Below are 12,535 nucleotides of genomic sequence, written 5' to 3'. Positions count from 1 at the left end.
CGTCGGCCGGCTCGGGCACCGCCACCGTGCCGGGCGCCAGGATCCGCAGGGTGCGAACGACCGTGCGGCCTGCCGACTGGTTGGCGGCCGCGATGATGCGGGTCTGCTCCAGCCGGGCCTTTGTCGCCCAGGCCGACGACTCGGGACACACCGTGAGCTGCCCGGAGTCGGCGTCGTACGACACGGCGGCGACGTGCCCGGCAAGCTCGGGGGCGATGGCCGCCCACCGCTCGCGCAGCGTCGCGCCGGCGGCCGGGAGCTCCCACGCGCGCTCGGTGACCAGCGCGCCGATCGCGGCCCCCAGGCCCATCGGCTCGCGCCCGTCCCGGCGCACCGTACGGACGATCCGCGGCTTCGTCTTCGCCTTCCGGCCGCCACCGTTGGCGCGTGCCGCCTCCATCGCGGCCCGCAGCGCGACCCGGGCCAGGTCGACGCCTGACACCTCGTCGGCGGTCATGCCTGCCCCCACGGGGTGTAGCCAAGGTCCAGGTGACCAAGGCCCGAAAGGCGCTGCACGGTCGCGACGAACGACCTGGTGAACAGGCGCTGCGCGGAGTGCTCGCCGTACCGGGCGATGTGGTCGTGGACGATCTGGTGGTCGTGCGCGGCGCGGGTGCGCCAGTCGAGTACCTGCTCGCGGGTCAGGTCCTCGAGGACGAGCTCCTGGTCGCCGTCGACGTCGACGGCCTCCGGGGCCGGGGCGACGGGGGCCAGGCGGGGCGCGGGCAGCACGATCGGGTCCACCGGCGCGGCCGGGACCTCCGGCTCGGACTGCGCGGCCGCGGCTTCGGCACGGGCCTGAGCTGCGGCGGCCTGCCGGGCGCGGACCTGGTCCCACTCGTGCACCTTCGCCCACGCCCTGGCCGTCACGTCCTGGTGCAGCTGCTTGGCGGTGGCCGCCCGCCGCTCCGCCTCCGAGGCGCCGGGCATCGCGGCGTCGACGGCGGCCGCGACCGCGCGACGCTGGTCCCGCCGGTCGGCCTGCTTCTCCTCACACCGGGGGCAGTCCTGCCCGGAGTCGAGCAGCACCCGGTCGTCGCACCGCACTTCACCGCACTGCTGCCGCTGTGGCAGACCGACGCCGATCAGCCAGCCCACCGGGTCCTTGATCGGCCCGGCCAGCCGCATCTGGTCGGCCAGACGACGGGCGAGCCGGTCGGCGAGGACCTGCGGCGCGTCCGTACGGCCGGCGAACCCGACCACCCTGCCCAGCTCGCTGCGGGCGGCGGCCTCCACCAGGCGGCGGGCGGCCGGGCGCTCCAGCCGCGCCCACACCAGGTCCACCGGCGCCAGGACGGCCCGCAGATCCTCCGGCGGCAGAGGCACCCTCCCCCGCTGCTGCCTGCTCTGACCCGCGCCGTCCAGGACCCGCACCGGAGCACCGTCCACCGGCCCGCGGCCGCCGTTCTCGCCCTTGCCGACCGGGGACTTCTCCTGCTGTTCCCCGCGCAGCGGGCCGCCGTCCTCGCGCACGCACGCGCGGTCCGGCAGATCACCGGACCCACCACGGCCTTCGCCGGAAAAGCCACCAGAGAGAGCGGGGGAAGAGACGGGAGTAACCAGGTGAGGGTGGTCAGTGTGAAGGGCTGCCGCAACGTCGGGCTCTGCAACTCCCGTCACATCCGTCACCGGCGCCCCGCTGACCTGGGCTTCCGTCGCCGTCTCCGGCGCCTCACCAGGCCCTGCCGCAACGTCGGGGTCTGAAAACTCGGGCTCCAGGGCCTCCGCACGGTCCACCTGGACGTCGTCGGCGACCGTACGGCCGTGCGCGTCGGCGACCGCCGGCACCATCAGCCGCGACCGGTTCGCCAGCCCGGAGCCCGTCTTGAGCCGGACCCGCAGCACCAGCTCCCGGTCCTCCAGGCGCTCCAGCACCCGCTCCCCCGCCGACGCCGTGCACCCGAGCAGCCGGGCCACCGTCGCCGCCGCCCGGCCGCGCTTGGTGTCCACCGTGCCCCCGCACTGGCGCACCCGCCCGGTCTCCCGCGCCTCCAGCACCAGCAGCAGCAGCGCCAGGCGGTCCGTCGCCGCGCCCCGACCGGTACGCGTACCGATCAGCCCGGCCGGAGTGACCCGGCCGTCCCGGTGCGACCAGCCCGGAGCCATCACGGCCTCCACCAGGCGCAGCAGCGTCGCGTACTCCTTCTTCGCCAGGTTCAGCGGGTGACCGGCCACGTCCTGCGCCGCCCACAGCGGCAGCACCCGGCACTTCAGGCCGATGTCCTGGCCGTACTCGCCCGGGGCCGTCTCCACCGACACCACCCCCGAGCGGCGTAGTCCCGACACCACCTCGGAGGCCGTGTACGACGCGGACATCCCGATCCACCGGCCCAGCTCCGGGGTGCGGATCTCCACCTCGCCGGTCTCCGACGGCGTCCGCGACGCCAGCACCAGCACCGCCAGCCGCACCGCGTCCGAAGCACCGTCCAGGCCGGCCAGGTCCAGCAGCGAGCGCACCGCGCCACCCAGACGGGCGCGCGCGTCCCGACCGAGCGACAGCGGATGACCCGCCGACCGCTCGGGGACCGGCCCGGCCGGGACGGACCGCAGCCGACGCCGCGTCCCGCCCGACGGACCGCCGACCGAGTTGTCGACGACGTCCCACGCGGAGTGGTCCAGCGCGGCGGCCGACGCCGCTCCCGCGCTCACAGGAACATCCCCGAGGTCAGCGGGGCCACCGACCCGGCGGCATCCGTGTGACAGTCGAGGGGTGTGATGTACGTCACAATCCCGCCAGGGGGGACACCACAACCTGCGGTAATCACCCCAGAGGGGGTACTGACCTGGTCGTGGTCGACCTGACAAGACCTGCGGTGCTCGTGCACTATGGCGATACCAGCCTTCATATGGATCAACGCGGACGGGCCCCTTGGCGGGGGCTCGACTCGATGGCTCGTGTGGTGGGTGGCAGTGCGAAGGCCCAGAAGCGATCTCCTTTCGTTTGGTGGCGTCTTGGTGCTGGTGTTTCGAAGCCCTTGGCGGGGCCTCGGAACGACCGAGGTGTTGGTCCTGGCTAGGGACCGGTACTGCGGGTGTTGCTGCTGGACCCAGAAGGGGCCCTTGTGGTCCTGGCTAGGGACCGGTGTTGCAAATGGCCCTGATGAGGGGCCGAGTGGGAGATAAGCGGCTTGATAAGCCGCGGCTCAGGACCGGCTGGAACCGGGCTCTGAGCGGACCGCTCTGGTGGGGGATTGCCGCCAGGCGGTAGACGGGCCGCGCGAGGCCGAAGGGGATGGCTAGTCCGCCTCTTCTTGGCGCGCGCGGCCGATGGCCACTAGGTCATCCCAACCCCCCGATTGCGGAGGCTGGCGTCAGTGTGTCCAGGCGCGCACCCGATGGCGTGATCGCGATGGGGGAACGGCGTAGCTGCGCGTGGAGTTCCGCACACGCGGGTAGTCTTCATCTCGCGATCACCTCCTTTCCAGGTGTCGCCCAACGAGGCATTGCCCCGTACGAGGCCCCGAGGACCATGCCCGGTCCCGGGGTTCTCGTCGTTAAGGATCACATCTGCGATCACCCTAACCCGCTGTGACGACACACAGGCGGGTCGAAAACGCAACAGGCCCGAGAAGTCCCGAATGCCGGAAGAATTGCGGCGTTTGACGGAAAACTCGTTACCGGGGTGGGTCGCCCAGTGGGTAAGTCGCTGAGTCCGCATCAGGCCAGCCCGCCCAGGTGCGCGTTGACTTCCTTCGCGGGCGCAGCCAGCTCGTGCAGTTCCACGACCACGACCCCAGCCTCCACCAGCTGCTCGTAGCCGATGCAGTCGTCGACGAACAGCGACGGCTCCCGCCAGGCGATGACCACCCGCGGAATGCCCGCCTCGAGGATGCGCTGCGCGCACGGGGTACGCGGCGAGTGCCGCTGTGAGCAGGGCTCCAACGTGCTGTAGAGCGTCGCCCCGGCAAGGAGCCGGTGGTCCGCCTTCCCGAGCGCGGCCTCTTCTGCGTGCTCACGCGGATCGGACTCCCGGGAGTAGCCGGCCGCGATCTCGTTGCCGTCCTCGTCGACGATGAGCGCCCCGACCGAGTAGGCACCCGCGGCCGGCGGGCACATCGCGGCGAGGGAGATGGCACGCCTCATCCACTGCATGTCCTGCCATCGGTCGGGCGCGTACATCAGGCTCGTCCCTTCGGGGCGTAGCGGATGAGGACGACGTCGTCGATCGCGCGGACCTCAAGGACCTGCATCCGCGCGGTCGACCCGCCCGGGTAGTCGGCGGCCCCGAGGAACCGGGCGGCCTCCGGCTGGCCGACCAGCAGCGGCGCGATGGCGAGGTGGACTTCGTCAGCGAGGTCCTGGGCCATGAGCTGGGTGTGGATCGTGCCGCCGCCCTCCACCATCAGCTGTTTGACGCCGCGCCGCCCGAGCTCATCGAGGACCAGGCCCCAGTCGAGGTCGGGCCCGACGCTGACGACGTCGGCGAGGTCCCCGAGCGTCGCGCGGACCTTTTCCACCGCGCTGTCGACGGTGACGACCAACTTGTCGCCGCCGTAGTGCCAGAACTTCAGGTCGGCGGCGAGGGCGCCGGTGCGGGTGACCGTGACCTTGAGTGGAAAGGCCGGCTTGCCGTCGGCGACGCGCTGAGCACGGCGTTCGGCGCTGTTGACCAGCAGGCGGGGGTTGTCCCGGCGCATGGTGTTCGCGCCGATCAGGATGGCGTCGGACTCCGCGCGGACCTGGTCGACGCGGTCGAAGTCGGCGGCGTTGGACAGGCGCAGCCGCTCGGGGCTGGTGTCGTCCAGGTAGCCGTCGACCGACATGGCGGCCGACAGCAGCACGTACGGGCGGGCAGTCATCTGCTCAGGCTTCCGTTTCTGTCTCGTGGAAGAGGGTGGAGTCGAAGGCGGCGCGGAACTCGGACACGACCGGCTCGCGCTGCCAGGGGATCAGGGCCTTGTCGAGCCGGGCGAGCTCGGTGGTGATCCGGCCGGAGCCCGTGTCCTCCGCCACCGTCAGCGCGTGCATCCCGATGGCGGCGGCCTGCTCCGGGACGCGCGCGCCGGCCAGCGCCACGGCCTGACGTGCCAGGTAGACGCCGCGGTCGCGGTGGTAGCCGTCGGGCATCATCCGGATCGCGGCGCCGAACGCGTCCGCGGCCTGGTCGTGCTTGCCGAGGGCCTCCAGGCCTTGGGCGCGGTGGATCTCCACGTACGAGGCGTTCAGCCACACGCCCCACGGGGTGGGGTCGGCGGCGGCGCCATCAAGGGCGTTGCGTACGTCGTCGATCGCCCGCTCGCTCTCGTCAGCGTCACCGCGCAGCGCGTGGCCGTACGCCTCGTAGGTGCGGGCGACGGCGGCGAGGCGGCTGCGCGGCCGCGCCATGCTCTGGGCGGCTTCCGCGAGGTCGACGACGTCGACCAGGTCCGCGACGTCGCCGGCCAACTGCGCCTTGCGGGCCATCACGTACGTGGTCAGGTCCTGGTCACCGACCGTTTGCGACCACTGCATCGCCCGGTCCAGCCAGTACGAGGCGGCCTTCGGGTCACCCAGATCCTGGTAGAGCCAGGACAGGAACTCGCCGTACTGCGTCTGGAGTTCCATCAGGTCGCGCCGGTCGACGCCCTTCGCCTCACGCCGCAGTTCCTGGATCACCTGGATGTGGTCGCGTGTCGCGCGGACCGCGTGCCACGGCCCCAGCAGGTTGTCGTTGTCGATCAGCAGACGGCGGGTGCGGCGCAGGTGCTCAACCGGCGTCGAGCCGTACGCCGACGCGGCCCTCGCCTTGCGAACCAGGCCCGGCACGGCACCCGAGTCCGCAAAGGCCGGCGAACCGATCCCGGCGGCGGCCGCCGCCCCGATCCCCACCCCCGTGCGCAGCAGCGCACGCCGATTCATAGCCACCCAGACCACCGACCCATCACGTAGACGACACGGGACCGAGATCCCCTCATCGTCCGACGCTGCCTGGTCCGGCATGGCCAGGGCCAGATCAACCGAGGACTTGGCCACATGGACCGGCTGATTGGCCACATGGCCAGGCTCGTCCCCGATGCGCTCCCACAGCCGGAGCAGCATGCCGTTCGCGCCCAACGCACTGTCCAACTGCGCGGCCTGCTCACGGGTGGCCATGCGCTCGGCACGCTCGAATCGTCCCAGGTGAGAGTGGTCGACCATCGCCCGCTTGGCCAGCGCGCGCAGGCTGAGACGGCGCAGATTCCGCAGCTCACGCAGCTCGTAGCCCCAGTTATGCAGAGGCGACACCCAAGGCGTCAGCTCCCTTGGTTTCTGTGCCATCCCGCCCCAATCCTGTGGCCGATGTGGCCAGTTAGCCCGGCCACATGTCAGATCTGGAACTTGCAGCTCCCCGGGCCTAGAACCGAACTGCACGCAGTCGAGTTCGGTCAGGGAGGTGGTGCTCAGTGCTCTTCTTCGTCGTCGTCCACATCCGAGAGGCGCGCGCTGGAGTGCCGGCGGATGCTGTAGCCGATCTCGAACTCTTCGGCGCTCATTCGGGTGTCGTTGAGCTCCAGGACCTCGCCGCTGGGGGACATCGTCAGGCGTACGACACGCAGCAGGGGAACGCCGACATCGGCGGGCAGGGCCAGCGCCTCAGCCTCCTCGGGGGAAGGCATGCGAGCCGAAACACCTTCGCTCCAGCGCAGGGGACGGTGGCCCATCTCCTCCAGGCGGTCGTAGATTCCGCCGGGGCCGGTGTCCGCTTCGGCGAGCTGAGTGCCTCGGGCGAGGTCGGCCGGAAGGTAGCTGGTCGCCAGCTGCTTCGGCTTCCGTGTCTCCGGATCGCCCATCACGCGGTCGCGGACAAGGACTTCGGCTCCGGTGCTGAGTCCCATCAGCGCGGCGAGGTCGACCGGGATGATGCCCCAGCGCACGGTGGGGGGCTCCAGTGCCACCCAGGGCTGGGCCGTCGGGTCGAAGAAGTAGCCGATCTCGTCCCGGAACACCTGTCGCGACCGGGTGATGCGCTTCTTCTCCGGGCGCTCGCGGACGATCGTGCCTCTGCGGCGGACCGCGATCACGAGGCCCTCCTGCTCCAGAAGGGCGATGGCGCTGCGCACCGTTTGGTAGCCGGCGCCGTACGTCGTCTGAAGTTCGGTGAGCATCGGGAGCTTGTCGCCCGGCATGTACCGCCCTTCGCTGATCTGCTGCCGCAGGTCAGCGGCGATGTCGCGGTACGAGACGGGCATCGGAGCCCCCTTTCGAAGTGCTGCTCGGTCTTGATTCTAGGGCTAGCTCTATCAGGCGGCGATGGGCGAGCACAAGCGATCGACACGAATAGAGCTATCGCTATTGACTCCGTGCCGCAGCATGGTCTCTACTAGGCGATAGCGATAGCCCTAACGCTCTGGTGAGCAGGGGCTACGCACTCGCACCACCGCAGTAAGTCGTCTGCTCCTCACGGGGCGGCCGGGGTCGATAGCACCACCAAATCCCCCGGGTTTCTCGACTGACCTGCATGTACGTCGCAGCGCAGATGCGCTGTCCGTGCGTCAGGACGCCGGGTTTCCCGAGCGGCCTGATGGGCGGAGAGAGCACCGCGACGCATCCCCTGCCCCTCCGTACACAAGGAGCGCCGCATGTCCGTTTCGACCATGGAACCCACCGCCCGTCTCCGGAAGTGCCGGACCCGCACCAAGAAGGTCAGCTTCCGTGAGGCGCTCACCATCTCCACCCTCCGCCCCCACCAGTACGACCTCCGCCCCCACTGCGCGTCGCTGATCTGCCCCGACTGCAACACCTGGGTGCCCATCACCGGCATCCAGGCCAAGGTCCACAAGCTGGTCCCGCACCACGCCGGCACCGCCCACCAGGACGCGCCGATCCGGTGCTCGGGCAGCAACCGGCAGGTCATCGTCAACGTGAAGTTCGAGGTGTGGGAGCGGCGGCTGCAGGAAGGCGGTGCGGAGACCAACGGGCGCCGCTCGAACCGCGTCACGCGGAAGCCGAAGACCGCGGTCGCCCCGGCCGTCATGCAGATCCTGTCGCCGCTCCTGGACGCGAAGGCCGCGCTCAAGATGTACGAGGCCCACACCAGGAACTGCGCGACCTGCGCCCCGTCCGGCCGCGCCCGCTGCGCCGACGGCGGCAAGCTCGCCTACCTGGTGGCGCACAAGCGCCGCACCGAGCCCGCCCGCCGCGCGGCCCTCACGGTCCGCGAAGGACTGGCCGAACAGCGCGAGCAGGGCCTGTGGCTGCTGCGCGAACTCCAGTGGGCGTCGACCGCCAGCTCGGTCCGCCGGGCCGACATCCAGCGGGCCCACGACGCACTGGTCGCGATGCTCCAGTCGCTCACGCCGAAGAAGGCCGGCGGCCCGCAGCTGAACGACTGGGAGCGCGCCGACCTCATGAGCGCGATCACGCTGCTCGCAACGAAGGTGGAGCAGCTCAGCAGGTAAGGCCAGCGCACGAACGTCCACGGCCCCGGCCATCCCGCACACCGCGGGGAGGCCGGGGCCGTGGCTGCTCGTACGGCAGCCAGAACGACGACAGCCCCAGGGATTAGGGCCCCGGGGCTGTCCAGGACCTGACTGGAGGACCTGATGCAGCTCAGCATCGCACGCCCGCTCGGCAACACCGACTCCGACCCGGACATGGACGAGGCGCTGCGCCGGGCGAGGGGAGGCAAGTGATGAACGCGATCACCAGCCTGACCGACGCCGAACGCGACGAGCTGTCGCGGAAGAACGCCGAACAGAACAAGCGCTCGGAGAACAACCGGCGCTGACTGCCCGCAATCCCAGCAGTGCTGAACCCGGCCCTGCCCGTCGTCCCCGCGCCTTCCCGGGCGGGGCCGGCGGAGAGCGCCGGGAGCTCCCGCTCGCTCCGGCCATCCGGCCGCCACAACACGCAACAGCCCCGGGGCGGCTACCCCGGGGCTGCTTCTTCGCTTCGGACCTTCTGGGAGGCCCTGATGAATCGCGGATCCATCGTACGCACGGCGAACTACAACTCGGTCTCCACGGCAGCCGGGCCGCAGCGGCCCCGCCCGGCCTGCGAGGGCGAGGACCCCGACCTGTTCTTCCCGGTCGGTGACGGCCCGCGCGCCCTCTTCCAGGCGGCCACGGCCAAGGCCATCTGCCGTCGCTGCCCGCTCCAGGACTCCTGCCTCGAGGGCGCCTTCGAGCGCGGAGAGGAGTTCGGCGTGTGGGGCGGCACGGACGAGCGTGACCGCCGGGCCATGCGGCGTCTGGTCGCCCGCGCCGCCTGACCGCTTCCCGTCCGGCGGGAGCGCCGGCCAACTCGCCGCCCGCCCCGCAGCACCGCCGCACATAGGGCGCCCGCACCCCGGGCTGCCCCATTGATCCGCCCCCTGCTCCTGGTGACAGTCCAGGAGCCAGACCTCGAAGGAGTCCTTCATGGCCGGGATCTTCGCCCGCATGACCAGCCCGCTGCGCCGCATCGACGCCGACCCCGACGAGCTGGTCAGCGAGGCGTACTGGCTGCTCAAGGAAGCCGAGAAGAACCACGGTGTGTGGGCGGCGATGAACGCCTACACCGGCATGGCGAGCGTGAAGATCCAGCTCGCCCAGTACCTCAAGGAGCACCGCGACTGACCGCCGCGGCCCCGGCCGGAGTCGACCTCCGCGCCGGGGCCGGCGGTTCTCCCGCTCCGCCACGACCGACCAGGCCGTGGCGGAGTCGGAGAGCCGGAACGGCTCGGCAAAGCAAAGAGGCCCCGTGCGAGGGGGCCTCTCCTTTGTTCTCGCGATCCGCTGACAAGGAGCGATTCGCATGGCCAACGCTACCAGCGGGGGTGCCCGGTGAGTACAACCGCAGCCCCGGCCCCCGACAAGACGACGGACGACACGTACGTGGCACACAGCCCGCTCGCGGCGCTGCTGGCCACGGTCATCGCCGTGGTCGCCACCGTCCTGGCCCTGTTCGACCTGTTCGCGAACGGCCTGTGGCCCACCTGCCTGCACCTGGCCGTCGGCCTCGCCGTCTTCGGCGCGGTCCGGCTGTGCGTGGGCATGGCCCTGGAACCGTTCATCCCGACCGACGACCCGGAGAGCACCACATGACCGCCGTCGACTTCCGCAAGCCCGACGTGATCCGCCCGGACGGCGACGACGACCCGCACTCCTGGGACGTCTCCGCCCCGGCCGACCACACCGACTACCCCGACCACAACGACGACCAGGAGCAGCTGGAGCAGGACGACACCCCGGAGGCCGGCACCGAGCCGGACGACGGCGACCCGCGCGCCATGCGGCTGCTCGCCGTCATCGCCGGAGTCGGCGGCCTGGTGCTCGCCGGGATCGGCTTCACCGGCTCGTACGACACCCTGCGCAACCTCGCGGAGAGCAAGGGCTTCGGCCTCTTCTCCTACGCGTTCCCCATCGGGATCGACGCGGGCATCCTCGTGCTCCTGGCGCTCGACCTCTACATGATGCGCAAGCGGATGCCGCTGCCGATCCTGCGCTGGGCCGCGCACGGGCTGACCGCCGCCACGGTGGCGTTCAACGCCGCCGCCCCCAAGGGGCCGTGGACAGCCGATCCGCTCGCGGCCTCCATGCACGGCGTCATCCCGGTGCTGTTCATCATCGCGGTGGAGGCCGCCCGCCACTACATCGGCCGGATGGCCGACCTGCTGGCCGGCGAAGCCCCGCTCGGGTCGGTCCCGCTGACCCGGTGGATCCTCTCCCCGCTGACCACGCCCCGCCTGGCCCGCCGGATGCGGCTCTACAACCTCCCCTACAAGGAGGTCGCCGCTCAGTTCCAGCAGCTGCGGATCTACCGCGAGGGCCTGCGCCAGAAGTACGACGCCGATGAGCGGGGCTGGCGGAAGGCGGCGACGGCGAACGAGATGCTGCCGTTCAAGCTGGCGCCCTTCGGGTTCAGCGTGGAGCGTGCCCTCGCGGTGCCGCTGGAGGAGGAGACCAAGCGGATCGAGAGGGAGGCGCAGGCCGCCGTTCAGCGTGCCGAGGCCGAGATTCAGCGAGTGAAGACCGATGTTCAACTCGGAGCCGCTCGCATTCAGGCGGAGGTCGACAAGATCCGCGCCGAGGGTCAGCTGAAGATCGCCAAAGCCGAAGCGGAACGGGAGGCTCAGGCGGAGATTCAGCGCGCCGAAGCCGATGCTCAACTCCGTGAGGCCAAGCGTCAGCACGCGCTCAAGCTCGCGGAGGACAAGGCAGCAGCCGAGGCGCAGGAGCTCGCCGACGAGACCGAGAAGCGCCGCACCCTCGCCCAGATCGAGCGGGAGAAGGTGCAGGCCAGTTGGGGTCTGGAGAAGCAGCAGATGGCCACGGAGGCCACCGAGGCGGAGCGCCGGATCCAGGCCGACGCCGCCGCCCGCGCCCAGCGCGACGAGGCCGCCCGCAAGGCCGGCATCGCGGAGCAGGAGCGGCGCCGGGCGGAGGCCGAAGCCGCGGCCAAGAAGGCCCTCGAAGAGGCCGCTGAACACGAGCGGAAGGAGGCTGAACACCGTGCCGCGACGGTGAACGCGGCCAAGGAGGAGCAGCGCGCCAACGAGGAAATCGCCCTCTCGAAGGCCCGCGAGGAGGCTGCGGTCGAAGAGGCCGCAGAGCGTCGGGCGCGCGCCGCTGAACACGAGGCCCGCGCGGTCGAAGCCGCCGCCCTGGCCCGCATGAACCAGGTCGACTGGGACGTGCAGAGGGTCGTCGCGATGATCCAGACCCGGGGCGAGAGCGCAGTCACCGTCCGCGTCATCGCCGACGAACTGGGCATCTCCACCGGCTCCGCGCAGGACCGCAAGACCCGCGCCGTCGACCTCCTCAACGGCGGCGGCAACGAGGCTCCGGAGCAGGCCGCAGCCTGAAACGGAACCTGATCTGAGGGTCCTCCTGGCCCACACGGTCGCCCCTCGCAGCGCCCCTCCGGCACCCGCCGGACGGGGTGGCTGCGGGGGTCGGCCGCGGCCGCCAGGCCGACCGCTTCACCCGCTCCACCCAGCACGATCCGGGCCGACCAGCGGCCCGGAAAGCACCTTTTGCACCCCCGGCCCCGCCGTTTACGGAAAGTAGCGGCGAGGCGAGGCGAAGCGAGGCGAGGCGAGGGGAAAACCCCCTCCCAGCCCCCTGCTGAGCCCTCCAACCGGGGGTGACGGGGGGTCTCTGCCCTCACCTCGCGTCGCCTCGCCTCGCCTCTCCGCTACGCACTGTAAGGAGATTCGTCGTGGCAGACACCGCGACCGCGCCCCCGGACACCACCGCCGGCGGCACCACCACCGAGGACACCGACACCGCCGAATACACCGTCGTCACCGAGCCTTCGGAGACCACGGACTCGGCTCCGGAGCAGAAGAAGACCAGCCGCGGACGCCCCCAGGCGCTGCCGCTCATCGTCCACGGCACGAACGCAACCGGAATCGCCACGGGCATCGCCTACGGCGTCGCCGGAGTGCCCGGACTCGTCGCCGCGGGCGCGGCCGGAGTGGCTGTCGCCGCTGCCGCGCTGGCCGGTCGCAAGAAGCGCTCGAAGGTCTCCGCCGCCCGCAAGGCCGCCGCCGCGAACCGCTCCGGAGGCGGCTCCGGCCGGGCCGGTGGGGGTGCGGGCAAGGGCGGTCTGCTCGGGCGCGGCGGTGGTCGCGGCCGGTCGGGCGGCGGCGGGG

11 protein-coding genes and 1 pseudogene are annotated in these 12,535 nt (G+C 71.4%); 6 read left to right on the top strand and 6 right to left on the bottom strand.

Features of this window, described 5'->3' with window-relative positions:
• The 6 genes from MHW47_RS23175 to MHW47_RS23150 form a co-directional block, all read right to left on the bottom strand.
• Positions 1-457, bottom strand: a 457-nt coding sequence (locus MHW47_RS23175) for a DciA family protein (protein ID WP_239225710.1), incomplete at its 3' end; no start/stop codon positions are given.
• Complete coding sequence (locus MHW47_RS35775; RefSeq protein WP_308381675.1) at positions 454-2,649, bottom strand: hypothetical protein; 2,196 nt, start codon at positions 2,647-2,649, stop codon at positions 454-456. The genes MHW47_RS23175 and MHW47_RS35775, both read right to left, overlap by 4 nt.
• Positions 2,650-3,657: 1,008 nt before the next feature.
• Positions 3,658-4,083, bottom strand: a complete 426-nt coding sequence (locus MHW47_RS23165; protein ID WP_239225709.1) for a deaminase — start codon at positions 4,081-4,083, stop codon at positions 3,658-3,660.
• 35 nt (positions 4,084-4,118) lie between these two features.
• The gene (locus MHW47_RS23160; protein ID WP_239225708.1) at positions 4,119-4,799 is read right to left on the bottom strand and encodes a dihydrofolate reductase family protein; all 681 of its coding nucleotides are present in this window, start codon (positions 4,797-4,799) and stop codon (positions 4,119-4,121) included.
• A gap of 4 nt (positions 4,800-4,803) precedes the next feature.
• Entirely contained in the window at positions 4,804-6,204 is a 1,401-nt protein-coding gene (locus tag MHW47_RS23155) for a helix-turn-helix domain-containing protein (RefSeq protein WP_239225707.1), read from the bottom strand.
• 155 nt (positions 6,205-6,359) lie between these two features.
• Positions 6,360-7,148, bottom strand: coding sequence for a GntR family transcriptional regulator (locus MHW47_RS23150; protein ID WP_239225706.1), 789 nt, complete (start codon positions 7,146-7,148; stop codon positions 6,360-6,362).
• Between the two features lie 390 nt (positions 7,149-7,538).
• Between MHW47_RS23150 and MHW47_RS23145 the strand changes: the two genes are divergently transcribed.
• From MHW47_RS23145 to MHW47_RS23120, 6 genes and pseudogenes are all read left to right on the top strand, one after another.
• Positions 7,539-8,357, top strand: a complete 819-nt coding sequence (locus MHW47_RS23145; RefSeq protein ID WP_239225705.1) for a hypothetical protein — start codon at positions 7,539-7,541, stop codon at positions 8,355-8,357.
• A gap of 515 nt (positions 8,358-8,872) precedes the next feature.
• Positions 8,873-9,169 (top strand): WhiB family transcriptional regulator, encoded by a 297-nt coding sequence (locus MHW47_RS23140; protein ID WP_239225704.1) that lies wholly within the window; start codon positions 8,873-8,875, stop codon positions 9,167-9,169.
• Positions 9,170-9,317: 148 nt separating this feature from the next.
• A complete protein-coding gene (locus tag MHW47_RS23135; protein WP_239225703.1) occupies positions 9,318-9,515 on the top strand; it encodes a hypothetical protein in 198 nt (65 codons plus the stop codon).
• Between the two features lie 207 nt (positions 9,516-9,722).
• On the top strand, positions 9,723-9,983 hold the full coding sequence (locus MHW47_RS23130; RefSeq protein WP_239225702.1) for a hypothetical protein: 261 nt from the start codon (positions 9,723-9,725) through the stop codon (positions 9,981-9,983).
• A complete protein-coding gene (locus tag MHW47_RS23125) occupies positions 9,980-11,743 on the top strand; it encodes a DUF2637 domain-containing protein (protein ID WP_239225701.1) in 1,764 nt (587 codons plus the stop codon). Before MHW47_RS23130 ends, MHW47_RS23125 begins: the two co-directional genes overlap by 4 nt.
• A 356-nt stretch (positions 11,744-12,099) precedes the next feature.
• Positions 12,100-12,535, top strand: a pseudogene (locus tag MHW47_RS23120) (hypothetical protein); the annotation flags it as partial.

The sequence above is a fragment of the Streptomyces sp. OfavH-34-F genome (assembly GCF_022347745.1).
Classification (GTDB): domain Bacteria; phylum Actinomycetota; class Actinomycetes; order Streptomycetales; family Streptomycetaceae; genus Streptomyces.
The sequence above is the reverse complement of the archived record's forward strand: the minus strand, read 5'-3'. Positions and strand labels throughout refer to the sequence as shown.